Raw genomic sequence first — 26,549 nt, forward strand, 5'->3', positions numbered from 1 at the left:
TCCGAGCTAACGGTCACACCGTGCGCAGAGGCTTTTCCAGCACGACCAGCACCCGCGCGAGGTCGTGCCCTCGTTTCATCACCAGGCCGGTGGCGGCGATCACCGCGTAGGCGCCCTGGCGGCGGGCGAGCTTGGGGTCCTTTTCGATACGATAGAGCGGCATCTCGGAGCTGCGCCGATAGATCGAGAACACAGCCTTGTCGCGACGGAAATCGATGGCGTAATCGCGCCATTCGCCGTCGGCCACCTGGCGTCCATAGAGGTTGAAGATCGCCCTGAGCTCCTGGCGGTCGAAGGTGACCTGCGGCGCGGTTGAGGCGACGGGAAAGGGCACTACGATCCCGGCGCTTTCCGCGGGTCGATGCTCGGCGCCGGACCTCTCGCTCATCGTCACTCCATCGTCACGGACGCCATTGCGTCCTCGTTCACCGCGTGGCCGAACATGATGGGCTCGCGCCGAGTACCCCGCAAGGGTGACGCGCGGGAAACATCCGACCACGTTTTCGCCGCCTTCGCGCCCTCGACAGGCCTTCATGAGACGTCACATGTGTTGCGAAACCTCGTCGGTTCCGACGGCCGGATCGCGCCCCGATCTCTATGGTCCCCCAGCCTTTCGGGGAGCGCCCGGCCATTCGGCCCCGACATTCCAGAGGTTTCGAGACCCAAGGACTTCAGGCCGCCTCTTCGGAGTGCGGCCCTTTTTTCGTGATGAACCTCGCGCAGCGATGTCGAACGCCATTGTTTTTCGGCTATGGAGGACGTCGGGAAGGAAATGCGCGGAACGATCGTGAGCAGCTTCGATGCCGGTTTCCGCGCGCGTTTGGGTGAGCTGTTCGCCTGGCGCCGCGACGTGCGCCGTTTCCGGCCGGATCCAGTGGCCGAGGACGTCTTGCGCGCCTGCCTTGCCCTTGCGACGCTGAGCCCGTCGGTCGGCAACAGCCAGCCTTGGCGGTTCGTCCGTGTTGCCGATCCCGACCGTCGGGCTGCTGTCGTCGCGAGCTTCGAGCGCTGCAACGCCGAAGCCGCAGCGAACTACGCCGACGTGGAGCGCCGTCACGCCTACGAGCGCCTCAAGCTCGCGGGCCTGCGCGAAGCTCCGATCCATCTCGCGGTGTTCTGCGATACCGCGACGGAAGCCGGCCACGGGCTCGGCCGGGCGACGATGCCGGAGATGCTGCGCTACTCCGTCGTCTCAGCGGTTCAGACCTTCTGGCTCGCCGCGCGCGCCAACGGCCTCGGCGTCGGCTGGGTCTCGATCCTCGAACCGGAAGCGGTATGCACCTGCCTCGACCTGCCACCCACCTGGGAGCTCGTGGCCTATCTCTGCGTCGGCTATCCGCAGGAGGAGCATCTGGACCCCGAGCTGATCCGTCATGGCTGGCAGGATCGGAGCGAGGTGGCCATGCGGCTGTTCGAACGCTGACCACCTGATGGTGAGGAGAGGCTTACGGCAATCCCATGCCTTCTTCGGATCGCCACGGGGCCGCCTTTACCGCATCGCGCAAAAGCCTGCAGCGACACCATCCCAGTAGCCGGAACGTCAAGCCGAAGCTCGCCATTATCACTGCACTTGCGGTCACGCTTGTTGAGTGGAGTGATAGTGATGGTCGGGCGCTCGGGATTTGGTGCTGTGGTAGCGGGAGCTTTGCTTTCCGGAACGCTCGTCTCGGCGCCGGTCCGGGCGCGTGAGGTCGTGATGTTCCCGGAGGCGGCCTCGGCGGGAACCGTCATCGTGAGGACCAGCGAGCGCCGGCTTTATCTGGTCAACGGTGACGGCACTGCCATTCGCTATCCGGTTGCCGTGGGCAGGCCCGGCAAGCAGTGGACCGGGGCCACGCGGATCGACGGAAAATATGTCGAGCCGGCCTGGTCGCCGCCGCGCGAGGTCAAGCGCGACAACCCCCGACTGCCCAACGTCATTGCTGGCGGCTCGCCCAGCAACCCGATGGGCGCGGCGGCGATGACCCTGGCCGGCGGCGAATACGCCATTCACGGCACGAACCGGCCGAATTCGGTCGGGACATACGCCTCCTATGGCTGCATCCGCATGTACAATCAGGACGTCGTCGACCTGTTCGCCCGGGTCGACGTCGGAACGCAGGTCTACGTCACGCGCTGAGCGCTGGCGGGTTCAGAAATCGACGGCGATGCCCTTCACCTCCCAGTCCGTGTAGCGGACCGGCTCGAGGCCGCCGCGGCCCTGTTTCTCACGGGCCGACGCGATCTCGGCGGCGCGAGCGTCGATCTCGGCCCGGCGAGCAGACGCCTCCGCGAGAGCGCGCGCGGCGGCTGGCGTGAGCTTTCGCGGCTCGATCGTCGGCCGATCGTCGGGATTTGCGTCTTGCGTCATGGGGAACCTGTGTGGGAGGGCGTCGTGATCGGTGCCCGCCGCAATGCGGGCGTCTCTGATCCAAGGTGGCATTCATGGCGGCTCGCCGCAACGCGCCAGGCTCCGGCCCGGCGCTCGATATCAGCGTGGCGGGGCTCGCCGCGCGTCAGGTAGCCCATACGGCAGTGTCCGATCTCCTGGGCAAGGACCGCGCCTTCGCCCTCGACGATGCCCTGGCGCAGGCCGACCGCGACGGCCGCCTCGACCCGGCGGATGCGGGCCTCGCCCGCGCCATCGCCACCGCGACCTTCCGGCGCCTCGGTTTTCTCCGCTGCGCCCTGCACGAACGCATGGCGCAGGGACTTCCGGAGGACCAGCCGCGGCTCGTGGCACTCCTCGCCACCGGCGCCGCCCAGATTCTCGATCTCAACGTGCCGGACCACGCCGCCGTCGACCTCGCGGTGAGGATCGCCAAAGGCGACCCTCAGCTCCAGCATCTTGCCGGCCTCGTGAACGCGGTGATGCGGCGTGTGGTGCGCGAGCGGGACGCGATCTTCGCGGCCAGCACCGATCCCCTCGGCGACAATACTCCGGACTGGATCGGCGCCCGTTGGGAGAGCCGCTACGGCGCGACGACGGCGCGCGCTATCGCCGTCGCCCATCTGCGGGGCGCTCCCCTCGATGTCACCGTGAAGGACGCACCGGAGACCTGGGCGGCGCGCCTCGGCGGCGTGCTTCTGCCGACCGGTAGTATCCGGCTTCACGACGTCCATTCCGCCGTCTCGGAACTGCCTGGCTATGACGAGGGCGCTTGGTGGGTCCAGGACGCGGCCGCGGCGCTTCCGGCGAGACTTCTTGCGGTCGAACCGGGCGAGCGCGTCGTCGATCTCTGTGCGGCGCCCGGCGGCAAGACCGCGCAGCTTGCCGCAGCAGGCGCCGTAGTGACGGCCGTCGACCGCTCGGCTCCGCGCATGGAGCGCCTGTCCGAGAACCTGGCACGCCTCAGGCTCGAGGCCGAGATCCGCGTCGGCGACGCATTGGCGCTCGGCAACGACGAGACCTTCGACGCCGTCCTCCTCGATGCGCCGTGCTCGGCCACGGGCACGATCCGGCGTCACCCCGAGGTCGCCTGGATCAAGACGGAGGCCGATCTCGGTCGCCTCGCGGGACTTCAGTCCCGACTCATCGACCGGGCCGCCACCCTGGTGAAGCCCGGCGGCCGCCTCGTCTATTGTACCTGCTCCCTGGAACCGGAAGAAGGCGAGGTACAGATGGAGCGATTCCTCGCCCGCAATTCAGGTTTCGCACGCGTTTCGGTCCGTCCCGAGGAGATAGGGGGGCTGAGCGAGGCGATCGATCCGAACGGCGACCTGCGCACTCTGCCGTCGCAGCTCGACGGCGAGACTTCATCGACCCAAGGCGGACTCGACGGCTTCTTCGCGGCGCGGCTCAGACGGGAGCGATAAGCCGGCGAATTTTGTATGCTTAACCGTTGGTTAAGCCGAGGAACCCTACCCTCGGACGGGACCATGCTGCAGCGCCCATCGGCGATGCGTCGCCGGACGAGGAGACCACGTGGGCTGGGGGGCTGAGCGATGGCGCCTGTATCGGCTGATCGGGAGTGAGGCCCTGCGTGCGGTGCGCGGCGGCCTCGCCCGGGTCGGCGCACGGCCGGACATCCTCGCGCGCGCCCGCGTCACCGGGCTCGTCATCGCGCCACAGGACCTTCGCACAAGCGACGCTACCTTCGCCGACGATATCTATGCCGGGCTCTTCGTCTTCGCTGGGCGCTCGCTGTCGGTGAATGGGCGTTCGCCCTTCGATTATGCGCCGCCTTCGCCTGAATGGGCCGGCGAACTCTACGGCTTCGGATGGCTGCGGCATCTGCGTGCCGCGGATACGGCGCTGGCACGAGCAAACGCCCGCGCGTTCGTCGCCGATTTCATCGCGGGACGCGGCGAGGATGCCTTCGCCCGTCCGACCCCTGTGGCAGCGCGACGGCTGATTTCCTTCCTCTGCCAATCGCCGTTGCTCCTGGAAGGGGCCGACCACGCTTTCTACGAGACCTTCCTCAAGTCGCTCGGTCGCGCCGCACGGGACCTCGAGCGCGACCTGCGCCGCACCGGCGTGCCGCAAACGCGGCTGATCGCGGCCATGGCACTGACCTATGCCGGCCTTTGCTGCGAGGGCATCGAGGCGATCCTCAAGCGCTCAACGCGCGTCCTCTCGCGAGAACTCGACCGCCAGATCCTGGCCGACGGCGGCCATCTCAGCCGTGACCCGCGCTTCGCCATGGAGCTTCTCCTTGACTTGCTCCCGCTGCGGCAGAGCTTCCTCAGCCGCGGCGTCGACCCTCCCGAGGCGCTCCTGCGCGCCATCGACCGGATGCTGCCTCTGCTGCGACTGCTCCGGCACGGCGATGCCTCATTGAGCCATTTCAACGGCATGGGCGCCACCGCTGCCGATCACCTCGCGACCCTGCTCATCTACGATGGCGCGCAGGGCAAGCCGATGATGCATGCGCCGCGTTCGGGCTATGAGCGACTGGAGGCGGGCCGGATCGTCCTGATCGCCGATGTCGGCGCACCGCCGCCGATGGTCGCCTCTGCGCAGGCCGGGGCCGGCTGCCTGTCCTTCGAGATGTCGAGCGGACCTCAGCGGATCGTCGTCAATTGCGGGCTTCCGGCGAGCGGACCGGAGCTGCGCCGGGTCGCACGGAGCACGGCGGCGCATTCGACCGCGGGCGTCGCCGACACATCGTCGTGCCATTTCCTCGCGGGCGGGGCCTGGTGGGGCGAAGCGCGCGCCATCGACTGGCTCGCGCAGCGCATCGGCCCGGTCATTCTGTCGGGACCGCGCAACGTCCGCTCGGAGCGCACCCGCGGCGCCGACGCAGAGGTGCTCGCCGCACGGCATGACGGCTACGTGAGCGGCTTCGGGCTCGTCCACGAGCGGCGCTGGCGGCTCCTCACCGACGGGCAAACCCTCCAAGGCGAGGATGCGTTCGTTCGCGAGGGACGCAAGGAGAAAGGGCGCCAGCGTGAGCATGAGGTCGCGGTCAGGTTCCACCTCCACCCAGGCATCGCCGTACGGGGGCGTTCCGGCGATGGGCTCGAACTCGCGACGCCGCAGGGCGAAGTCTGGCAGTTCGGCGTCGAATCCGACGACAATGCCGTCGACGTCGCGATCGAGGAGAGCGTTTATTTCGCCGGGCTGACGGGAGCGCGGCGTACCGACCAGATCGTGGTCTATCTTACGGTCGGAAGCGGGGCCCGGCTGCGCTGGCGCTTCGAACGGGTCGAAGCCACGCCTCACTGATCGCGCTGCCGGCTGGTCCGGTGGGCAGGATTCATGCTACCGGCCCGCTACTTAATTCCTGGCGAGAACGGGTTTTCGATGCCGTCCGATCCTGTGCGGGTGACCCGCGCACTCCTTTCCGTATCCGATAAGACCGGCCTTGTGGATTTCGCACGCGCACTCGTCACGCACGGCGTCGAACTCGTCTCGACCGGCGGTACCCATCGGGCCCTGAGAGAGGCGGGCCTTCCGGTGATGGAGGTCGCCGACGTCACCGGATCGCCCGAAATGATGGATGGACGGGTCAAGACCCTGCACCCGGCGATCCATGGCGGGTTGCTGGCGATCCGCTGCAACCCCGAGCATCAGGCAGCCCTCGCTGCTCATGGAATCCGCCCAATCGACCTCCTCGTGGTCAACCTCTATCCGTTCGAGGCCGCTATCGCGAAGAATTGCCCGGACGACGACGCCATCGAGAACATCGATGTCGGCGGCCCGGCGATGATTCGCGCAGCTGCCAAGAATCACACGGACGTCGCTGTGGTGACGGATGTGGGGGATTACGCTGCGCTCGTCGAGGAGCTGAACGCGCGTTCCGGCGTCTTGAGCCTGGCCACGAGGCGGCGCCTCGCTGCCCGCGCCTTCGCCCGTACCGCTGCCTACGATGCAGCCATCGCAAACTGGCTGGCCGAGCGGGCCGAAGGCTCGGGTCCGTCGCCCTTCCGCGCCTTCGGCGGCAGCCTCGCCCAGGCCCTGCGCTACGGCGAGAACCCGCATCAGGCGGCCTCCTTCTACCGTGGCCCGGGCAAGGTGCGGGCGGGTGTCGCGACGGCACGGCAGCTCCAGGGCAAGGAGCTCTCCTACAACAATTTCAACGACACCGACGCGGCCTATGAATGCGTCGCCGAATTCGATCCGCCCACGGCGGCTGCGGTGGCCATCATCAAGCACGCCAACCCGTGCGGCGTCGCAACGGGCGTGAGCCTCGCGGAGGCCTACGAGCGGGCGTTAGCCTGCGACCCGACCTCGGCTTTTGGCGGCATCGTCGCGCTCAATCGCTCCCTCGATGCCGAGGCGGCGCGTCGGATCGTCGATATCTTCACGGAGGTCATCATCGCTCCGGACGCTTCCGAGGAGGCGATCGCCATCGTGGCCGCCAAGAAGAACCTGCGCCTGCTTCTCGCCGGCACCGTACCGGACCCGAGGGCGCCGGGAGAGACCGTGAAGACGCTCTCGGGCGGTCTCCTGGTGCAGGGCCGAGACAACGCCGTCGTCGACGACATGGCGCTGCGGGTCGTCACCAAGCGGGCTCCGAGCGAGCGCGAACTCGCCGACATGATCTTCGCGTTCCGCGTGGCGAAGCACGTGAAATCGAATGCCATCGTCTATGCCAGGGATGGTGCCACGGTCGGAATCGGCGCCGGGCAGATGTCCCGGGTTGATTCCTCGCGAATCGCCGCCTGGAAGGCTGCCGAGGCCGCCGCACGGACCGGCGCCGCCGATAGCCTCGCCAAGGGCGCAGTCGTCGCCTCGGACGCCTTCTTCCCCTTCGCCGACGGATTGATGGCCGCAGCCGAGGCGGGCGCTACGGCAGTGATCCAGCCCGGCGGCTCCATGCGCGATGCCGAGATCATCGAGGCTGCCAATGCGGCCGGCCTCGCCATGGTCTTCACCGGGCACCGACACTTCCGGCACTGATGCGCAACCCGAAACACCTTCGCGGATTTCCTGGGCTCGGCTGCTTGGCGGTTCGGCCAACGACTTCCATCATCCGATTGCCGAAGCGGGCGTTCCCCTTCGCCAGTCTCTAGATCGATCCGGTACTCCGGCGGAGGTCCATTCCATGAGCGATGCGTCGGCTCACCGGAAGCGCGCAATACGCGAATCCGAAGGCGAAGCTCTCCGCAAGGTGATCTCGCGCCAAGACCATGCCGACTGGCAACCGGCGCCGGGACGGGATCCCCTTGCGATCCTGGCCGAGAGCGACGCCGGCCGTTTGCCCGACCTGGTGCCGAGGCGCTATAAGAAGATGCGCAAGAACTCCTTCACCTTCCTGCGCGGCGCGGCTGCCGTGATGGCCGCCGATCTGATCGGACGGCCTATGGCCGGCATTCCGGTCCAAGCCTGCGGCGATTGTCACATCGGCAATTTCGGCGTCTTTCCGAGCCCGGAAGGCCGGGCGGTATTCGACATCAACGACTTCGACGAGACGATGCCGGATGTCGATTTCACCGTGGACATCAAGCGCCTGGCTGCCAGCGTCGCCGTGGAAGCCCTTGCCGAAGCCGAGTTCGATGCCGAGACCGCCCGGGAGGCGGCCCGCGCGAGCGTCCGCGCCTATCGCGAGCACATGCATCGGCTCGCACAGATGGAGCCACTGGCCTGTTGGCGCTCCAGCATCGACCTCGACCACGAGATCTCCCATATCGACGACGACCCCTCTCGCCACGAGGTCAGGGCCGGGCTCGAGGCGGGTTTGAGCGACGCGCTTCAGAGTGCCGACGTGCCGGGTCTCGCCCCCGAGACGAAGGACGGCCCGCCCGCGACGTGGCGGATCGCCGACGACGGCAAGAAGGTCTTCCATGCCTTGGCTGATGGAGACGACACGCCGGTTCGCGACGCTCGGATTGGCCTTCTGGCTTATCCGAATAGCCTGTCGCCTGAGCGGCGAGCGCTCGTCGCGCGCTACGGCTTGCGGGACGTCGCCTTCAAGGTCGTGGGTATCGGCTCCGTCGGCCGGGTCTGCGCCGTCGGCCTCTACACTGATGCGGACGGAGCGCCGCTCTTCCTCCAGATCAAGGAGGCGCGGCCATCGGTGCTCGCACCCCTGGTGCTCGGTCAGCTGCCGTCCTCGATCGACGACGGCCAGCGGATCGTCCAGGGACAACGAATCATGCAGGCCGCCAGCGACCTCTTCCTGGGCACCGCACGGTCCCCTACGAGCGGCCGTTCCTACTACGTACGGCAATTGAAGAACCACAAGCTGTCCGACGTGGCCGGCCTGATGTCGAAGGACGAGCCGAGGCGCTACGCCCGCCTGTGCGGACGCACCCTTGCCCGGGCCCATGCCCGCTCCGGCGACGCGGCCACGATCGCCGGTTACCTGGGAGAAGACGACGTCTTCGACGAGGCGATCGCCTGCTTCGCCTGGAGATATGCGACGCAAACCCAGGACGACCACGCTGCCCTCGTGGCGCGCGACGACTGACCGAAGGGTCCTCAGCGAACTTCCTCGCAAAGGTCAGAGCTCAAACAAAAAAGGCCCCGTCTCAAGACGGGGCCTTTCTCACTTTAACTGGCCGTTCCGCTTAGCGGGTGGGCGCCTCGTCGTAGGTGAAGATGTCGCGATCCTTGGTCTCCGGGATGAACAGAGCACCGATGATCGCGGTCGCGACGGCGATGACGATCGGGTACCAGAGCCCGTAGTAGATGTCGCCGGTCTGAGCCACCATCGCGAAGGCGGTGGCGGGCAGCAGTCCGCCGAACCAGCCGTTGCCGATATGGTATGGCAGCGACATCGAGGTGTAGCGGATGCGGGTCGGGAAGAGCTCTACCAGCGCCGCCGCGATCGGCCCGTACACCATCGTCACGTAGAGGACGAGGATCGTCAGGATGCCGATGATGGTCAGCTTCTGTGCCGAGAAGATGTCGATCACCTTGGCGAAGTTGGAGAGGCCGTCCTTCGGGTCGATGGCGATCTTGACGATGCCCGGGTTGTTCGCAGCGGGATAGCCGGCAGCAGTGAGCGCCGCACCGACGTCCTTGGCGAAGGCTGGATCGGAAGCGGCGAACTCCTTGCCGGCGATCGTCACGGTGGCCTTGGTGCCCGGAGCGACCGACTCGGTGCTGTAGTTCACCGCGGAGCGGGCGAGCAGCGCCTTGGCGATGTCGCACGAGTTGGTGAACTTGGCAGTTCCCACCGGATTGAACTGGAAGGAGCAATCCGCCGGGTCGGCCTTGACCACAACCTGCGTGTTCTGCTGGGCCGCGTGCAGTGCCGGATTGGCAGCCGCGGTCAGTGCCTTGAACAGCGGGAAGAATGTCAGCGCCGCAATGACGCATCCGCCGAGGATGATCGGCTTGCGGCCGATCTTGTCGGACAGCGAGCCGAAGAACAGGAACCCGCCGGTGCCGAGGATGAGCGACCAGGCGATGAGGACGTTCGCCGTGAACTGGTCGACCTTCAGGATCGTCTGGAGGAAGAACAGCGCGTAGAACTGACCAGTGTACCACACGACGGCCTGGCCGGCGGTGAGGCCGAGCAGGGCGAGGAGCGCCCACTTGGCATTGCGCCACTGGCCGAACGCCTCAGAGAGAGGGGCTTTCGAGCCGGTGCCCTCTTCCTTCATCTTCTTGAAGGCCGGGCTTTCCTGCATCTGCAGCCGGATCCAGACCGAGATGCCGAGCAGCACGATCGAGACCAGGAACGGAATGCGCCAGCCCCAAGCGGCGAAGGGCGTGATCGTGCCGGCGGAGCCGTCGGCAAGCGTCGTCGGTACCGGAGCATAGTTCGCGTTCACGTAGATCTGCGTGAACAGGATCACCATGAGCGAGAGCAGCAAGCCGAGGGTTGCCGTCGTCTGGATGAAGGCGGTGTAGAAGCCGCGACGGCCACGGGGAGCGTGCTCGGCCACGTAGACCGCCGCGCCGCCGTACTCGCCGCCGAGGGCCAGACCCTGGAGCATGCGGAGGGCGAGGAGCGCCACCGGTGCGACCCAGCCGACGCCGTACTCATTCATCGTCGCGTAGGAGGGGAGCAAGCCGACCACGAAGGTCGAGATACCCATGATCAGGATGGTGATGAGGAAGGTGTACTTGCGACCGACCAGATCGCCGAGGCGGCCGAACACCAGCGCGCCGAAGGGTCGGACGAGGAAGCCGGCGGCGAAGGCGAGAAGGGCGAAGACGTTGCGGGTGGCTTCAGGGTAGGCGGAGAAGAACTGAGCGCCGATGATCGCAGCGAGCGATCCGTAAAGATAAAAATCGTACCATTCGAAGACGGTCCCCAGCGACGAGGCCAGGATAACCTTCTTTTCCCCGGCGCTCATCGGTCGCGCCGCCTCCTCCGCAACAGGTACAGCAGTTGCCCCAGCCATCGTCCCATTCCTCCAATGATCTTTTGTTGTCTTTAGTTATGCCGCGCCTTGACCGGCGTGGTTTGTCAACCGCGAAACCTGCGAGCCTCGAAGACCCGAGCCAGCTGGACCCATAGCCGGTTCATCAACACGAACTCGCGAGCGACACGATACTGCAGGCCATGAATTGGCCCAACAGGTAAAGAGAAATTTGTAGGCGACACAAAACAATTTGTAACAGTTTTGCACCGCGGAGACGGGCCGGCAGCGTATCCGAGCCGTCTCCGCACGCCGTCGGGTCTATCGGGACCGGTTCTGTCGGTTTTCGATTAAGTCGTCGACCACCGCCGGTTCGGCAAGCGTCGAGGTGTCGCCAAGCGATGAGAACTCATCCTCGGCGATCTTGCGCAGGATACGACGCATGATCTTGCCCGAGCGGGTCTTCGGCAGCCCGGGCGCGAACTGGATCAGATCGGGCGAGGCGATCGGGCCGATATCCTTGCGCACCCAGGTCGCGAGCTCCTTGCGCAGTTCGTCCGAGCCCTCTTCGCCCTCCATCAAGGTGACGTAGGCGTAGATGCCCTGGCCCTTGAGGTTGTGCGGATAGCCGACAACCGCTGCTTCCGAGACCTTGGGGTGGGCCACGAGAGAGGACTCGACTTCCGCCGTACCCATGCGGTGGCCCGACACGTTGATGACGTCGTCGACGCGCCCGGTGATCCAGTAATAGCCGTCGGCGTCGCGCCGGCAGCCGTCGCCGGTGAAGTAGAGGTTCGAGTAGGTCGAGAAGTAGGTCTGCTCGAAGCGCTCGTGGTCGCCGTAGACCGTGCGCATCTGGCCCGGCCAGCTGTCCTTGATGCAGAGGTTCCCCTCGCAGGGCCCCTCCAGCGTCTTGCCCTCGGCATCGACGATCAGGGGCTGGACGCCGAAGAACGGTCGCGTCGCCGAGCCGGGCTTGAGCTTCGTCGCGCCCGGCAGCGGTGTGATCAGGATGCCGCCGGTCTCGGTCTGCCACCATGTGTCGACGATCGGGCAGCGGCTGTCTCCGACCACGCGATAGTACCAGTCCCAGGCTTCAGGGTTGATCGGCTCGCCGACCGAGCCGAGCACGCGCAGGCTGGCGCGGGATGTCTTCTTCACCGGGCCCTCGCCGCCGCCCATCAGCGAGCGGATCGCGGTCGGCGCGGTGTAGAAGATGTTGACCTTGTGCTTGTCGACGACATCCCAGAACCGGGAATTCGACGGGTAGGTCGGGATGCCCTCGAACATCAGCGTCGTGGCGCCGTTCGCGAGCGGCCCGTAGACGATGTAGCTGTGACCCGTGACCCAGCCGACATCGGCCGTGCACCAATAGACCTCGCCCTCGCGGTAATCGAAGACGTATTGGTGCGTCATCGCGGCGTAGACGAGGTAGCCACCGGTGGTGTGGACCACGCCCTTAGGCTGGCCGGTCGAGCCGGACGTATAGAGAATGAAGAGCGGGTGCTCGGCCTCGACGGGCTCGGCCGGGCATTCGTCCGTGACCAGCGCAGCGGCCTCGTCGTAATAGACGTCGCGGCCGGCCTCCATCGGCACGCTCGTGCCGGTGCGGCGTACGACGACAACGTGGTCGACGGCGTCCGGCCCGAGTCGGGCGAGCGCTGCGTCGACATTGGTCTTGAGCGGCACCTTGCGGCCACCGCGCAATCCTTCGTCGGCGGTGATGACGAGCCTGGAGGCGCAGCCCTCGATGCGGCCAGCGAGGGAATCGGGAGAGAACCCGCCGAAGACGATCGAATGGATCGCGCCGAGACGTGCGCAAGCGAGCATCGCGTAGGCGGCTTCCGGGATCATCGGAAGGTAGAGGGTGACGCGATCACCCTTGCCGACGCCGCGGTTGCGCAGGACGTTCGCCATCCGGCAGACTTCCGCATGAAGCTGCCGATAGGTGATGTGCTTGGATTCGTTCGGGTCGTCGCCTTCCCAGATGATCGCGACCTGATCGCCACGAGTCGCGAGATGGCGGTCGATGCAGTTCAGGGCGACATTGGTGCGCCCATCCTCGAACCACTTGATCGAGACATTTCCGGGAGCGAAACTGGTGTTCTTGACGGTCGAATACGGTGTCGACCAGTCGATGCGCTTGCCCTGCTCGCCCCAGAACGCCTCGGGGTCCTTCACCGAGGCCTCGTACATCGCCAGATACTTGGCGTTGTCGACATGCGCGCCATCGCTCCATGCCGAGCTGACGTCCACGACCTTCTCGTCCATTGGCGTCGTTTCCTATCCTTGGTGCCCGATCGTATCGCGATCCCGCGCAGCCGGGCTTCATCGGTCGTTCTAGGCGTGGTCGCCGCGTGCCGGCAAGCGGGAATGATCAATGAATGCAGGCATAAGCCTGACTCCCTAGGCCTACCTATTTTCGCACCGATCAGGCGCTCAGAGCCTCGGTGGTGGGAAACAGCATCTCGACGAGGGTGCCCTCGTGCTTTCGGCTCATGATGCGCAAACGGCCGCGATTGGCCTCGACGAGGGCCTTCGTAAGGGGAAGCCCGAGGCCGGTTCCACCCTTGGCCGGGTTCATCGCCGAGATGCTGTATGGCTTGAGCGCGACTTCGACTTCGTCCGGCGTCATGCCACTGCCGGTATCGCGCACCCTCAGGGCGATCTCGCCGCGATCGGCCATGGTGGTGGAAACGATGACCTGGCCGCCGGCTTCGGTGAAGCGCAGGGCGTTGGTGATCACGTTGAGGGCGGCCTGACGCACCGAGCGTTCGTCGGCCACGAGCCGGGTGAGGTTGTCCGAGAAGCTCGTCCGGATCACGATGCGATCGCGGGAGGCCTGCGGCTGCAACATCGCGACGCAGTTCGAGACGATCTCGTTGAGCGGAACCTCGGTGAAGGCGAGGTCGCGTCGCCCAGCCTCGATCCCGGCGATCTCGACGAGGTCGTCGATGACGCCGAGGACGTGTTCCCCGGAAGCCCGGATATCGTGCAGGCACTCGCGATATCGTTCGTTCTCAAACGGTCCGAACTGCTCCGAGAGCATCGCGTCGGTGAAGCCGAGGATGCCGTTCAGAGGCGTGCGGAGCTCGTGGCTGATCTTACCCAGCACCTCGGAGCGGAGCGCGCTCGCGGCCATGGCGGTTTTGAGAATGTCGGCGCCGCCAATCTCGCCGGCGTTCCGCACCTCGCGAAGGACCAGAACCGCGCCGTCCCCGTCGCCGTGGTCGAGCGGATTCAGGCGCATCGTGAGGACGGGCGAACGTTGGGCACCCCTGAGATGGACCACCTGCTGTCGGCTGCCTGACGAGAGGGGCGCCGATAGCGCCGCGAGGATGGTCTCCGCGCTCTCGGGCGCGAACAGGGCAGTGACCCCGCAGCCGACGACTTCTCGCGGATCGAGGGCGAAAAGGCTGGCCGCGCGACGGTTCAGACTAAGGACCCGTCCACCCGCATCGAGGGTGACGACGGCGTCGTCCAGGCTGTCGAGGATCGCGACGGTTGCGGCGGCTCGTCTGACGGCAAAATCATGGGCAAAACCCGCAGCGGCGACGCTGCCGTCCGCAAGTTCGGCCGAAGCGTCGTTCACAAGCAGTAGCTCCGCCGGCGATCCCTCCCATTCGATTTCGGCCCTCGTGACGGAGACCGGAAGGCTGCCGCCTTGGCCCCTGGAGAGGAGTACCGGCCGATCGGAACGGCTGAGCTCGGTGGAAGCGAGGCCGTGGAACAGACGCGAGAACCCGCCCGCTGCGGCTATTTCGCCCGCATCGTCATATCGGGCCACGGCAAGGAAGTGCGGGTTGGCGAAGAGGACCACCCCATCGCGCACGATCACAACGCCGGCGGGCAACAGTTCGAGGAGGGCCATGGCTTGGCCGTACGGCCATGTCGGCTCAATGGATGCCGCCGTCGCGGTTTCCGGCGGCCTCGCGATCGGCCCGGGAAACGGCATGACGTCGCCGCCGGGCCCTGCACGCGTCTTATCTTCCCTTGCCGCGACGTCGCCGGCGAATCGTACGCCCAAGGCTCTCGCGATCTCGCGAAAGGCATCGTGCTCGTCGCCGGTCAGATCGCTGTCGGCCGCATCCTGAGAGGGTGGATGGACCGACGGGAGGGGGCGATCGACGTCGGCGATCGACACAAGGGCGGAAGGCTCGGCAACAAGAGTATCCTCGGCGGGCACGAGGTCGTAGCCCGGATCGCCCGCCTCCATCCTGCGCACCAGCCCGAATCCGCCATATCCGGAGAACGTCTGTCCGGCTCGCCCGAGGGGTGCGCCGGACAATTCGAGTTCGAGGGGCACCGTCGATCCCGGTCTGCGCAGAACCAGGGAGATGGCCCTGAAAGTTCGCCGGTTGGATAGCGCCGCAAGCATTCCTTCCGCGTCTGTAAGGACGCGCGTTTCGGCGAGGGCCTGCCACGATTGTCCCGTCATGACCGAGCGCACGATGCCGCCGGCAGGACCCGCGATACTCTCGATCTGGTCATCCGCGCCACTCCGCCAAGTGAACCGAAGTGGCCGGTCGGCATCGGCCGGGAACTCTGCGTCCTGATCAACCTGCGGCAGGGCAGGGGGCGCCTGAAACGGTCCGGGAGACAGCGGTGCGGCATCGAGGGACGGTAGGCTTTCGACGAAGGGACGCAGGCGAGGGGCGAGACTCGTCAGAAAAAGCGCGATCACCGCCTCGCCGTCGCACATCGCCCGGGCGACGAGACATGTCACCGGTGCCTGGACTCGCCGCCGATCGAACTGGATCCGCGTAAGGGAAGCCTGCTCCGAACCTAAAGCGGCATGACGAAGAGAAGTCCCTATCGAGAGCGCAGGGTCGATACTTCCGTCACGTGAAGCAATGGCTGCGCGAAGCGCGGCTGCCGCGGGAGATGCGTAAAGCAATGTTGCCGCGGCGTTGTCCAGAATGAGCAACTGGGCGTCGACAGCCTGTAGCAGACGGCCGACACGAGCATCGCTCGACCATCGCCGAAGGACCGCCGCGAAGGCGCTATCCCGTTCGTCCGAGCCTTGATCAAACTCCCGATTGGACATTCAAACCTGTTTCGCGTCACACCGATGCGGTCTGCGAACTCTAATAGGGCATCGCCGGGGGGGATGTGGACACCAAAAGGCGCCGACACACGTTTACGAGATATCAACCTTAATGCGTCCGACCCTGGTGTCATAGGCTGACGGGCGTGTTATTGTGCAGCGCACAACGATGCATCAACAAGCAAGTCTGAGGAGACGAACATGAGCAACATTCCATCCTACGAAGTCCCTGCCGAGATGCGCGATTTCGCGGAGAAGAGCGTCGATCAGGCTCGCAAGGCGTTCGATTCGTTCATTGGCGCCGCCCGCAAGACCGCCGAGACTGTTCATGGCTCGGCCGAGACTGCGCGGACCAGTGCCCAGGACATGTCGGCCCGCGGCTTCGAATTCGCCGAGCAGAACGTGAATGCCGCCTTCGATCTCGCGCAGAAGCTCGTCCGCTCGCGCGACGTCCAGGAGGCGATGCAGCATCAGGCCGAATTCGTACGCAATCAATTCGCCGCGATCCAGGCTCAGGCCAAGGAGTTTGGAGGCCTTGCTCAGTCGGTGATGCAGCAGAGCGCCGAGAAGGCGAAGTCTGCGATGCAGCAGGGCGCCGACCAGGCCCGTCAGGCGATGGAGCAGGGCACCGAGGCGGCACGTCAGGCCGGCGACAACGCCCAGCAGGCCGCCCACAACGCCACCAACTGAACTTCCGAGAGAGCCATCTGACACGGCCCGCTCTCGTGGCGGGCCGTTTTCTTTTGCACGGCGATGTCTGCGCGCTCGGCTGCCTTGTTTCCGGCACGAGCACGTCCTACCGCCGCCGACGGCCACGCGCATGGTGCGCGGTCCGGCCAGGATGTCCCGAGGGCGAAAAGAGCCATGCGCCTTGCCTACCGAATCGGCCTCAGCGCCCTGATCCTCGCCGGTGCGATGGGATCACACGGCGCCAGCGCGCAGTATTATGGCGGCTACGACCGTCCGCCGCCAAGCTACTACGACGATTACGATGATCGGCCGCCGCCGCGCCGTCCTTACGCGGACGACCGCGTCCGACGCGGCCCGCCGCCCGGACGATCCACCGGGTTGAACTGCGACGCCGTGCAATCGGGGATCAGCGGCCTGCAGCCGTTCTCCTGCCCCTTGCCCGGTCCGCGTCCACTCGGTGCCCGCTGCTTCTGCGACATGCCGATCGCATCGTTCAGCCGCCCGCAGACCGCTGTCGGCCGGGTCGTCCCCTGAGGTCTGGCAGACTGACAACGCAGGAAGGCCGCACCATCGACGGATGGTGCGGCCTTCTCCGTCCGGACCTTCAATCGATCAGTTCAGGACGACGACCTTGGCGCCGACTCGCACGCGCTCATAGAGGTCCGTGACATCCTCGTTCGTCATGCGGATACAGCCCGATGAGACAGCCTGGCCGATCGTGTCAGGCTCGTTCGAGCCGTGGATACGATACTCGGTAGTGCCGATATACATCGCGCGCGCTCCGAGCGGATTCTCGACACCACCAGCCATGTAGCGGGGCAGATCGGGACGGCGCGCGAGCATCGCTGCCGGAGGCGTCCAAGACGGCCACTCTTTCTTCGCCGTCACGGTCTTCGTGCCCGACCACGTGAAGCCGGGACGGCCGACGCCGACGCCGTAGCGGATCGCTTCCCCGCCCGGCAGCACGAAATAGAGACGCCGCTCAGCCGTCGAGACGACGATGGTGCCAGGCTTGTAGCCCGCATTGAATGACACGATCTCGCGCGGGATCGGAGCAACCTGGGCCTGCGGAGCACCCTGGGCCTGAACGCCGTAACCTTGCGTCGAGTAACCCTGTCCGCCGTAACCCTGCTCCCGGCGAGGGGCACCGTACGGATCGTAAGCCGGTTCGGAATAATATTCCTCGCCGGCACTGGTCTCGAAGGGATCGTAGGGGGCAGCCGCAACAGGGCCGGCCGCAAAAACACAGACACCGAGAACGCCCGCAAGGGCCGTAGCCAACGTCTTCATGATGGAACCCTTATCTGTGCAGTAACCTTTGCCTTACAAGCGTGGGCATAGGCCTCTGGTTCCATCCTCTGTTGTGTTTCCTCACACTTCTACAGAGATCGACGCCGACCCTGGTTTTCCAGGGTCAGCGATGCCACCGAGCCTCGTTATGTCACCTCATCGGTATGCACCTCAAAGCGGGCGAGATGGGCGTAGCCGAAATTGGTCGTGATCGCGACATCGGTGGCATCTCGTCCTCGCCCCATCAGGATGCGGCCGACGCGCGGCACGTTGTGCCGGGCATCAAAGGTATACCATCCGCCCTCGAGATAGACTTCGAACCAAGCCGAGAAATCCATGGGATCGGGTACCTTAGGGACGCCGATATCCCCGAGATAGCCTGTGCAATAGCGCGCCGGTATATTCATGCACCGGCAGAACGCGACGGCGAGGTGGGCGAAGTCGCGGCACACACCCTGCCGCTGCATGAAGCCGTCCCACGCAGTGCGCGTGGCGTCCGCGCAGAGATAGTCGAAGCGGATGCGGTCGTGGACATAATCGACGATCGCTTGCACCCGTGCCCAACCCAACGGCGTACCGCCGAACAGCGACCACGCCGTTTCGGACAGCTTGTCGGTATCGCAGTAGCGGCTGCCGAGCAGATAGACGAGAACGTCCTGCGGCAGGTCCTGAACCTCGAATTGCCTCGCATTCGGCGCGTGGGCATCTGGAAGTCCCGAATCCTGGACCGTGAAATCCGCCGATATCGTCAAGAGGCCCGGGGGCGTGACGATGCGGGTGCAAATGTTGTCGTAGACGTCACGGTATTCCTGCCATGGGATCGGGGGGTCGAACCTGATCTCGTGTGGCGTCAGCACATCGGGCATCCGGCTCGGATGCACGCTGAGTTCGAGGATCATCGGCGTCGGCTGAACCGACTCGAAGGCAATGTCGAACCCCGTCCTGATCTTCATCGCTTTCACCTGCATCCTGAATTCAACAGCATAGGCCGGACTAGGCGGGAACCGGCCGCACTCATCGCGACACCATAGGATCCGGTCCGCGCATCTCGGCACCGGGTGCATCGATTTCGACGACGTCGACCTCCACGGTCATGCCGAGGTCGTCGGCCGGGAACCCGAAGAACGAACCATGGAGTGGCACCGCTTGTCGCGGGTCGCGGGCGACGGCGACCCGGATCAGGTCGCGGTTGCCGACGATGCCGTTGGTCGGATCGAACTCGACCCAGCCGGCGCCGGGCAGGTAGACCTGGACCCATGCATGGGTCGAGCCGCCGCCGACATGGCGCTCGCGGTCGCCGCGAGGATTATAAAGGTAGCCCGAGACGAAACGGGCAGCCATGCCGAGGGCCCGAACGGCCTCCATCATCAGCACCGCGAAGTCGCGGCAGCTCCCACGCTTCAGGCGGAGAGTCGTCACAGGGTCCTGTACGCCTTTCTCGGAGCGGGCGAGATAGGCGAAGTTGCGCCGCACGAAGCGGGTCATGTCGGCAAGAAGATCCTGCGTGGATATCCGTCCCTCGGGCGGTACGAAGCTGCGCGCCCAGGCATCGACCTCGTTACGCGGATCGGGATGCTGGCGCTCGATCGAACGTATCAGGTCCGGCATGTCGTCGGCCCCGTAGCCGAACGGATAGAAGACGGCGTGGGGCGCCATCGCGAAATCGGGCACCAATTCGGGAGTGTGGTCGAGGGTGATCGCGCATTCGAAGCGGAGCGATGACGCGCGTCCGGAAAAGTTCGCTACGGCGACGCAGTTGCCGAAGACGTCGTGCAGCCAACGCAGGCCCTGGGGTTCCGGCGTGATCGAAAGAGTGGCAGCGATCAGGCGCTGGTCATAGCTGTCGCGAGGCCGAAACATGATGCGGTGCTCGCCGAAACCAACTGGCTGGCGGTAGCGGTAAGTGGTGATGTGACGGACGGACAGGATGGGCACGGATGAGGCTCCGCCGCGGCTATCCGCGGCCTCTTGGGTTCTCAGTGAATGCAAGAGGTGAGCCCGGACGCATCCGACATGCCCCTGCTCGATCGTAGGAGATCGAGGTCACGCCCTGCAAACGGCCAAGCCGTTGGCCTGTTCCAGCACTCGGAAAGGGCTCGACCGACCTCGAAGGAACGAATGCGTGCCCGGTGGACGACGGCAACCCGACCCCAGCAGGCGTCAGGGAAGGATAGGCTTGGGCTCGACGGCCCGCTCCGCCTCCACCAGGAGTTCGTGCGGGCTCCAGGGCTTTGGAATGAAGACGGCTTCGGACGGGAGATCGCCGGGGCGGGCGATCGCCCGACCGGAAGTCACCACCATCCTGCACCGCGGCCACAGGGTCGAAACCGCTTTGGCGAGTTGCAGGCCGTCCATGGCACCGGCAAGCCGCACGTCTGCGAAGACGAGAGCCACGTCGGCGCCGCGTTCGCGGAGAATGTCGAGAGCGGCCTCCGCACTGTCGCAGCCGACGGCATCGAGATCAGTCGGCTCGAAGAGAGATTCGGCTAAGGCCCGCGTTGCGGCCTCGTCCTCGACGATGAGGGCGAGACGCCCGGATTTGTGCAAGCCAGCGGTGCCCGGTGGCACCTCGAGCGTGTGGGCATCTGATGCCGAGGGCTTCACCTGACGGACCAGTGCTGCCAGGTGCTCCGGCACGCCCTCCGCGACGAGATCGTCGTAGAAGGCTGCCAGAGCCTGCCCGATACGGTCCAGTGAAAGGCCTGGGTTCAGGCTGTTGTCGACGCCGAGGCCTCGTGGTGGGGAAGGAAGACTGGTCGCGTCCTTCCGCGCATGGACGATGGTCGGGGACGCTTCACGATCGGCCGAGAGGAGGCTACGTCCGAACGAGGTAGGACCCGACGTTATGTCTTTTGGATCAACCAAGTCGTCATTCCCCTCGACGCGGTAAGCCACTCCATCGCTGCCCCGGATCATCGGCCAATGACGTCGGACAGGTCCGGCGCTTACGGACGATGCTCCTGAGTCGCCCTCTTCGAAAAGTGGAAGCCACTGTCCGGACAGACGATCTAGCGCAGTCCCACGTTAAAGCTCTGAGCCCTCATCGGTTGCGAAAATTCTAGGTGCAGCCGTTCACAACAGTGAGGATCATTCGGCCTCGGCATAGGCCAAGACGCCAGCAACAGTGCGCACGTCACGGTAGCGCGCTCCGCGAGTGCTCATCATGGTCTCGAACTTCTCGTGGACCTGGGCCACCGACAAGCTGACCGCCTTCTTGCGTCCGCGCTGTGCAGCGAAGAAGATCGAGCGGTTCGCACGCGCAGGTCCCGGCAGCATCTGAGCCGCGGCGGCCTTGGGCTTGTCGACGACCTTGGCCAAGAACTCCTCGGCGTCGTCGGGCCCCAGGAAGTGGGCGAGATAGACCTCGCCGAGGGAGAGTTCGCGCCCGATCCGAAGCGCGATCCTGGCGGCGTCGCGCTTCAGCATCTCGCCGGCCATCAGGGCTGACAGGTAGGGATCCCGGCGCAATTCGAGGATACGGCTGCGCTCGGCTGGGTCGGCGACGCTTGGCCGACCGTTGTCGCCGGAGAGGATGAGGGCGGCGTCCTGCGCGAGGCCGTACTTTGCCCCGAAGTCGCGGACAACGCCGAGCCACGTGCGTTCGATGAATTGGTACAGCCCAGTCGCCGAAGAGGTCTTGGCCTGAACCTCGGTGATGAAGCTCGATTCTTTGTCGGCCACGGCCATCAGCAGAACCGGATCGGTCTGTACTTCCTTGGCTGCGCGGACGATCTTCTGGACGAGGTGGCGCCGGATCTTCATCGGGCCGAATTCGAGGATGTCGTTGGGATCGCCGATCGCGCTCTCGGTGAGAAGATAGTCGTAGGAGACGCGATCGACGGCATTGGAGCCGACCTCCGTGTCGAGGTCGTGAACCGGGGCGAAGGCGGTGGCAGCCGTAAGGATGGCGGGCGCGGCAGCGAGAACCGCCGGGCTGGCGATTTGGACGCGAGGTTTGGGCATCGGCAGCGGTGCGCTCACCGAGGAAGAGGCCACGGCAGGCCCGATCCCCACGGCGGAGAGGTCGCCACCACGGACCACGAGGGCGCCGAGGCCAGCGGCCAGCAGGGACATCGCGATGAGTGACCTTGCCAGGGCAGGTCGGCTGCCATGCTCGCGACCGACCCGGTTCGACACCGTGATGGCGTCGCGGCATCGCTCGGCGGAGCCGGCGATGCCAGCAGGATGACGGCTGGAAGAGTACGTCCGTAGCGATCCGACTGTGCGACCCTGCATCTGCGACTCGAAGCTCCCCGATTCCGTGGCGGCGCCTTGCGTTGAGGAGACATGCGTCGACACTTGTGGCGACAACACGGCTGCGGTTGTGGCAATGGCGTGGCATCGCCGAACGACTTGCCGGTTGCGGATCTCCGCGTGTTGAGCACAGTTGAGCGGCGAGGATCGCGAGGATCGCCATGGACGTCACGGTGGAACGACTGATCGCAGGGTCGACCGCGATCGGTGAGCCAAGGGTCCCGCAGGGGCTTGAAGCTTCGACGGCCGCCCGCTCGTTGCTGGCGATTGGCGTGATCGCGGGAGCCGGCGTCGCTGCCGTTCTTCCGGCGGCCTCTGTCGGCGAGATCGACCCGGATCTGGTCCGGCTTATCCGGTTCATGGCCGCCCTGAAGGGCGGGCTACTCATCGCGGCACTGTGGGCGGGTGCCTGGAGGCTGGGACGGTCTGCCCCGATCTGGCGGACCACCGTCTACGTTTGCGCGCCGGCACTGATGGCGTTCGGAACGCTCGCCCTGTGGCGAGTTCAGGTCCCGGGCCTGGCGGCGGCCGCGCTGCATCTCGGCCTCGTGGCCTTTCTCGCAACCAGCCTGACGGACAGAGATTTCATCCCCTCGCGCCGTACGACGTGAGCGCAGGTCGCCCCAGATATTCGAGAGTGATGATGGTACCACCGCCCCGGCTCGAACGGGGGACCCCCAGATCCACAATCTGGTGCTCTAACCAACTGAGCTACGGCGGCACTGAAGGCGCGATGTATCCTGGCCTCGCCGGCATTTCAAGCGGGGGCCGCGTCATCGCCGTGCATGCGCTCGACGGGAGGGCTGCGGTTCCTCGCTGCCTCAGACTGCCTTGCCCGGTACATAACGGCTTGCCAGCCCCTTTGGTTGGATGAAACGTCCCGTGCCGCCTCCCCGCCCTTCCATCATCGGTCTCGTGCAGGTGCCGGCGCGCCTTCGCGCGCTTGTCCGTGGGGGTGAGATCGGCCTCGTCATGCTCGCAGGCCTCGTTGGCTGCGGCGCCGGGGCAGCGGTGGCGGGGATGAGCGTCGCGGCTCAGATGCTGAGGGAGATGCTCTTTCACCTGCCGTCAGGCACAAGGCTGAGCGCGACGACTGGCCTCGATCCGTTCCACATCGTCCTTGGGCCTGCCTTCGGCGGTGCCGTCGTCGGGTTGCTGCTGCTCTGGCTCGGCCGACGCAGTACCCGTCCGCGTCGTCCGATGATCGATCCGATCGAGGCCAACGCTCTCCATGGTGGAAGGATGTCGATACGCGACTCGACCGTGGTCGCGCTGCAGAACGTCCTATCCAACGGAAGCGGCGCCTCCGTCGGCCTGGAGGCCGGCTATACCCAACTCTGCGCCGGCTTCGCCTCGCGGCTCGGCCTCGCCTTCGAGCTGAGACGATCCGACCTGCGCACCCTCGTCGGCTGCGGCTCGGCCGCCGCCATCGCGGCCGCCTTCGGCGCCCCCCTGACGGGAGCCTTCTACGCCTTCGAGCTCATCGTCGGGACCTATTCGATCGCCCTGCTCACGCCCGTGGTCGTCGCGGCCCTGTGCGGCAGCCTCGTCGCCAAATCGCTTGCGGCTCAGCCGGCGCTCGTCGCCGCAGCCCAGCCGGAAGCCTTCGCCAGCGGCGCTATCACGGCAATCGACACACTGCCGAGCCTCGCCCTCGGCCTGGTCTGCGCCGGTCTTGGCATCGCGATCATGCGCGGCGTCACCCTGGTGGAGGCTGGCGTCCGGGCGAGCCGGGTGCATCCGGCCCTCGCACCGATGATAGGCGGCTTCTGCGTCGGGGGTCTCGCGCTGGCGGTGACGCCGCAGATCCTCTCGGGGGGTCATGGCGCCCTGCATCTGCAGTTCGAGCCGGACACGCCGGCCATGGGGATCCTTGCCCTGGCCGTCTTGTTCGCCGGCAAGGCCACCGCCTCGGCGATCTCGATCGGCTGCGGCTTTCGCGGCGGCCTGTTCTTCGCGTCGTTGTTCCTCGGAGCCCTGGCGGGCAAGATCTTCGCCGCCGCCATCCCCGACGCCTTGCCAGGCCTGACCGCCTTCGGACTGACGCCGCTCGCCTATGGCGTCGTGGGGATGAGCGCACTCGCCGTGGCGGTGATCGGCGGCCCGCTCACCATGACGTTCCTGGCGCTCGAACTGACCGGGAGCTTCCCGATCACCGGCCTCGTCCTCGTGGCGGTGATCGCCTCGTCGCTGACGGTCCGGAAGACCTTCGGCTACTCATTCGCCACCTGGCGCTTCCACCTGCGAGGGGAGAGCATCCGCAGCGCCCACGACATCGGCTGGATTCGCAATCTCACCGTCGCGGCGCTGATGCGGCGTGACGTCGGCACGGTCGGCATCGCGACGCCGATGCCCGAGTTCCTCGCCGCCCACCCGCTCGGCTCGCCGTCGCGGGTGGTCATCGTCGATGGGGAAGGGCGCTATGCCGGCATCGTTCTGGTTCCCGAAGCCCATGCAGCTGCCCGGGCCGACCCCGATCAAACGCCGGATCTCGCCGAGGTGATCCGCTACCCCGATGCCTTCCTGATCCCCGAGATGAACGCCAAGGCGGCGGCAGCCGCGTTCGACCGCCACGAGAGCGAGGCGCTCGCCGTCGTCGATTCGCGCGACACCCGCCGGGTGGTCGGCCTCCTGACCGAGAGACACACGCTCAAGCGCTACAGCGAGGAACTCGACAGGCAGCGGCGGGCGATGGTGGGCGAGGCGGTTTAGTGCCGCTTCGTCTTGAACGGCAGGGTTGATTGACCTCGCCGGCTCATCGCCTCAGATCCTCTCACCAAGGAAAATCCTCGAAGGACATCGCCATGAACCAAGCCTCGCGCCGACATCGCATCGCAGTCATTCCCGGCGACGGGATCGGCAAGGAAGTGATGCCGGAGGGGATTCGGGTGCTGCAACGGGCAGCCGAAATCTACGGCTTCAGCCTCGACCTCGACGAGTTCGATTTCGCCTCCTGCGACTACTATGCCGCCCACGGCCGGATGATGCCGGAGGATTGGAAGGAGCGGATCGGCGGCCACGACGCGATCTTCTTCGGCGCCGTCGGCATGCCCGACCAGGTGCCCGACCACATCTCGCTATGGGGCTCGCTGATTCAGTTCCGGCGCGAGTTCGATCAATACGTCAACCTGCGTCCGGTCCGGCTGATGCCCGGCGTGCCCTGTCCCCTGGCCGGCCGGAAGCCGGGCGACATCGATTTCTGGGTGGTTCGCGAGAATACCGAGGGCGAGTATTCCAATGCCGGCGGCCGGATGTTTCCGGGCACCGACCGCGAGTTCGCCGTCCAGGAATCGATCTTCACGCGGTACGGCACCGACCGGGTGCTGCGCTTCGCCTTCGACCTCGCGCAGAGCCGACCTAAGCGTCACCTGACCTCGGCCACGAAGTCGAACGGCATCTCGATCACCATGCCGTACTGGGACGAGCGAGTGAAGGCGGTCTCGCAAGCCTATCCCGAGGTGCGCTGGGACCAGTACCACATCGATATCCTGACCGCGCAGTTCGTCCTGAATCCCGACCGCTTCGACGTGGTGGTGGCCTCCAACCTGTTCGGAGACATCCTGTCCGATCTCGGCCCGGCCTGCACCGGCACCATCGGCATCGCGCCCTCCGGCAACATCAACCCGGAGCGACGCTTTCCTTCCCTGTTCGAGCCCGTCCATGGCTCGGCCCCGGACATCGCCGGCAAGGGCATCGCCAACCCCATCGGCCAGATCTGGTCAGGGGCGATGATGCTGGAACACCTGGGAGAGACCGAGGCGGCCGCAGCGATCGTCAGGGCGATCGAACGGGTGCTCGTGGACGAAGCCACGCGAACCGGTGACCTCGGCGGCCGAGCCGACACTGTCACCTGCGGACGGGCGGTCCACGCGGCACTGGGGTGAGCCGACCCTGCCGAGATGACCGGTGAGCGGCCCGCGACGGGATGCGCCTGCACCGATCCGCCCACCTCGATCTCATCGCCGTCGCCGAACCAAGACCTTAGCCGTTCAAGCTTCCACCATGATGATCCCGCCGTCATAAACGTCTTCGCAAAGATGAAGGGCAGCCGGACGGAACGGTTTTGCCGTCGATCTCGTTTCGGCAGCGCGTCGGCGCCCTTGGGCGTCGTCGATCAACATTTGCAGTGGATCTGGCGACATGAATAAGCTCTTGCGAAGCACGATGGCGGCTGCCCTTCTCGTCGCGGGCGTCTCAATGGCGGTCGCCCAGGGCGGACCAGGCGGTGGTGGTGCAGGCGGCGGAGGCGGCGGTGCCGGTGGAGCAGCAGGCGGTGGAGCGGCCGGTGGTGGCGCGGCAGGCGCCGCGGGCAGTGGAGGCGGAGGAGCCGGCATGCGCGGCGGTGGCGGCGAGGCCGGCGGTGGCGCTGCGGGCGGTGCGGGCATGCGGGGCGGCGCGCGTGGACGACCTGGTGCAGGCCATGGGGCTGTCGGGCATCTCGAAGTCCTCCGTGTCGAAGCTGTGCAAGGACATCGATGAGCGGGTGAACGCCTTCCTCAAGCGCCCGCTGTCCGGCGCGGTGGTTGCTACGCTCGCCATATCCGACGTCGACAATACCTATGCGGCCACCGACGTCGCTTTGAGCGGC

General features: G+C 66.1%; 21 protein-coding genes, 1 tRNA gene and 1 pseudogene. 12 read left to right on the plus strand and 11 right to left on the minus strand.

Features of this window, described 5'->3' with window-relative positions:
- Window positions 1-13: 13 nt before the first annotated feature.
- Window positions 14-388, minus strand: a complete 375-nt coding sequence (locus K2Y56_RS05455; protein ID WP_292505891.1) for a DUF2794 domain-containing protein — start codon at window positions 386-388, stop codon at window positions 14-16.
- 384 nt (window positions 389-772) lie between these two features.
- Between K2Y56_RS05455 and bluB the strand changes: the two genes are divergently transcribed.
- Window positions 773-1,423, plus strand: a complete 651-nt coding sequence (bluB, locus tag K2Y56_RS05460; RefSeq protein ID WP_292505893.1) for a 5,6-dimethylbenzimidazole synthase — start codon at window positions 773-775, stop codon at window positions 1,421-1,423.
- A 180-nt stretch (window positions 1,424-1,603) separates the two neighbouring features.
- Window positions 1,604-2,119 (plus strand): L,D-transpeptidase, encoded by a 516-nt coding sequence (locus K2Y56_RS05465; RefSeq protein ID WP_292505895.1) that lies wholly within the window; start codon window positions 1,604-1,606, stop codon window positions 2,117-2,119.
- A 12-nt stretch (window positions 2,120-2,131) separates the two neighbouring features.
- Here K2Y56_RS05465 and K2Y56_RS05470 read toward each other — a convergent pair whose 3' ends face one another.
- Window positions 2,132-2,350 carry a DUF1674 domain-containing protein gene (locus tag K2Y56_RS05470; protein ID WP_292505897.1) on the minus strand — a complete coding sequence of 73 codons (219 nt, stop codon included), beginning with the start codon at window positions 2,348-2,350 and terminating at the stop codon, window positions 2,132-2,134.
- Window positions 2,351-2,424: 74 nt separating this feature from the next.
- Between K2Y56_RS05470 and K2Y56_RS05475 the strand changes: the two genes are divergently transcribed.
- The 4 genes from K2Y56_RS05475 to K2Y56_RS05490 all read left to right on the plus strand — a co-directional run bounded on the left by K2Y56_RS05475 (window position 2,425) and on the right by K2Y56_RS05490 (window position 8,834).
- A complete protein-coding gene (locus tag K2Y56_RS05475; protein ID WP_292505899.1) occupies window positions 2,425-3,795 on the plus strand; it encodes an RsmB/NOP family class I SAM-dependent RNA methyltransferase in 1,371 nt (456 codons plus the stop codon).
- Between the two features lie 109 nt (window positions 3,796-3,904).
- The gene (locus K2Y56_RS05480) at window positions 3,905-5,647 is read left to right on the plus strand and encodes a heparinase II/III family protein (RefSeq protein ID WP_292505901.1); all 1,743 of its coding nucleotides are present in this window, start codon (window positions 3,905-3,907) and stop codon (window positions 5,645-5,647) included.
- 78 nt (window positions 5,648-5,725) lie between these two features.
- A complete protein-coding gene (purH, locus tag K2Y56_RS05485) occupies window positions 5,726-7,324 on the plus strand; it encodes a bifunctional phosphoribosylaminoimidazolecarboxamide formyltransferase/IMP cyclohydrolase (RefSeq protein WP_292505903.1) in 1,599 nt (532 codons plus the stop codon).
- 145 nt (window positions 7,325-7,469) lie between these two features.
- Entirely contained in the window at window positions 7,470-8,834 is a 1,365-nt protein-coding gene (locus K2Y56_RS05490; protein WP_292505904.1) for a DUF2252 domain-containing protein, read from the plus strand.
- A 100-nt stretch (window positions 8,835-8,934) separates the two neighbouring features.
- Here K2Y56_RS05490 and K2Y56_RS05495 read toward each other — a convergent pair whose 3' ends face one another.
- From K2Y56_RS05495 to K2Y56_RS05505, 3 genes are all read right to left on the minus strand, one after another.
- On the minus strand, window positions 8,935-10,722 hold the full coding sequence (locus K2Y56_RS05495; protein WP_292505906.1) for an MFS transporter: 1,788 nt from the start codon (window positions 10,720-10,722) through the stop codon (window positions 8,935-8,937).
- A 279-nt stretch (window positions 10,723-11,001) separates the two neighbouring features.
- Window positions 11,002-12,951, minus strand: coding sequence for an acetate--CoA ligase (gene acs / locus K2Y56_RS05500; protein WP_292505908.1), 1,950 nt, complete (start codon window positions 12,949-12,951; stop codon window positions 11,002-11,004).
- Window positions 12,952-13,111: 160 nt separating this feature from the next.
- Entirely contained in the window at window positions 13,112-15,406 is a 2,295-nt protein-coding gene (locus tag K2Y56_RS05505) for an ATP-binding protein (RefSeq protein WP_292505909.1), read from the minus strand.
- Window positions 15,407-15,928: 522 nt separating this feature from the next.
- Between K2Y56_RS05505 and K2Y56_RS05510 the strand changes: the two genes are divergently transcribed.
- Both K2Y56_RS05510 and K2Y56_RS05515 read left to right on the plus strand, forming a co-directional pair.
- Window positions 15,929-16,417: a phasin gene (locus tag K2Y56_RS05510; protein WP_292505911.1), complete on the plus strand. Its 489-nt coding sequence runs from the start codon at window positions 15,929-15,931 to the stop codon at window positions 16,415-16,417.
- A gap of 225 nt (window positions 16,418-16,642) precedes the next feature.
- Window positions 16,643-16,951, plus strand: coding sequence for a hypothetical protein (locus K2Y56_RS05515; RefSeq protein WP_292505935.1), 309 nt, complete (start codon window positions 16,643-16,645; stop codon window positions 16,949-16,951).
- Window positions 16,952-17,029: 78 nt separating this feature from the next.
- Here the strand turns inward: K2Y56_RS05515 and K2Y56_RS05520 are convergent, their stop codons facing one another.
- The 5 genes from K2Y56_RS05520 to K2Y56_RS05540 form a co-directional block, all read right to left on the minus strand.
- Window positions 17,030-17,707, minus strand: coding sequence for a L,D-transpeptidase (locus tag K2Y56_RS05520; protein WP_292505912.1), 678 nt, complete (start codon window positions 17,705-17,707; stop codon window positions 17,030-17,032).
- 146 nt (window positions 17,708-17,853) lie between these two features.
- Window positions 17,854-18,660 carry a transglutaminase family protein gene (locus K2Y56_RS05525; protein ID WP_292505914.1) on the minus strand — a complete coding sequence of 269 codons (807 nt, stop codon included), beginning with the start codon at window positions 18,658-18,660 and terminating at the stop codon, window positions 17,854-17,856.
- Window positions 18,661-18,721: 61 nt separating this feature from the next.
- Window positions 18,722-19,642 carry a transglutaminase family protein gene (locus K2Y56_RS05530; RefSeq protein WP_292505915.1) on the minus strand — a complete coding sequence of 307 codons (921 nt, stop codon included), beginning with the start codon at window positions 19,640-19,642 and terminating at the stop codon, window positions 18,722-18,724.
- 225 nt (window positions 19,643-19,867) lie between these two features.
- Window positions 19,868-20,419 carry a response regulator gene (locus K2Y56_RS05535; RefSeq protein WP_366848314.1) on the minus strand — a complete coding sequence of 184 codons (552 nt, stop codon included), beginning with the start codon at window positions 20,417-20,419 and terminating at the stop codon, window positions 19,868-19,870.
- Between the two features lie 375 nt (window positions 20,420-20,794).
- Window positions 20,795-21,943 carry a transglycosylase SLT domain-containing protein gene (locus K2Y56_RS05540; RefSeq protein WP_292505917.1) on the minus strand — a complete coding sequence of 383 codons (1,149 nt, stop codon included), beginning with the start codon at window positions 21,941-21,943 and terminating at the stop codon, window positions 20,795-20,797.
- A gap of 179 nt (window positions 21,944-22,122) precedes the next feature.
- On the opposite strand from K2Y56_RS05540, the gene K2Y56_RS05545 reads away from it, so the two are divergent.
- Window positions 22,123-22,572: a hypothetical protein gene (locus K2Y56_RS05545; RefSeq protein WP_292505918.1), complete on the plus strand. Its 450-nt coding sequence runs from the start codon at window positions 22,123-22,125 to the stop codon at window positions 22,570-22,572.
- 33 nt (window positions 22,573-22,605) lie between these two features.
- Here the strand turns inward: K2Y56_RS05545 and K2Y56_RS05550 are convergent.
- Window positions 22,606-22,682: transfer RNA gene (locus K2Y56_RS05550), tRNA-His, on the minus strand.
- Between the two features lie 251 nt (window positions 22,683-22,933).
- On the opposite strand from K2Y56_RS05550, the gene K2Y56_RS05555 reads away from it, so the two are divergent.
- From K2Y56_RS05555 to K2Y56_RS05565, 3 genes and pseudogenes are all read left to right on the plus strand, one after another.
- Complete coding sequence (locus tag K2Y56_RS05555) at window positions 22,934-24,673, plus strand: chloride channel protein (RefSeq protein WP_292505939.1); 1,740 nt, start codon at window positions 22,934-22,936, stop codon at window positions 24,671-24,673.
- A gap of 92 nt (window positions 24,674-24,765) precedes the next feature.
- Entirely contained in the window at window positions 24,766-25,845 is a 1,080-nt protein-coding gene (locus K2Y56_RS05560) for a tartrate dehydrogenase (RefSeq protein WP_292505920.1), read from the plus strand.
- Window positions 25,846-26,360: 515 nt separating this feature from the next.
- Window positions 26,361-26,480, plus strand: a pseudogene (locus K2Y56_RS05565) (transposase); the annotation flags it as partial.
- Window positions 26,481-26,549: the final 69 nt, after the last annotated feature.

The sequence above is a fragment of the Methylobacterium sp. genome (genome assembly GCF_019745455.1).
Taxonomy (GTDB): Bacteria; Pseudomonadota; Alphaproteobacteria; order Rhizobiales; family Beijerinckiaceae; genus Methylobacterium.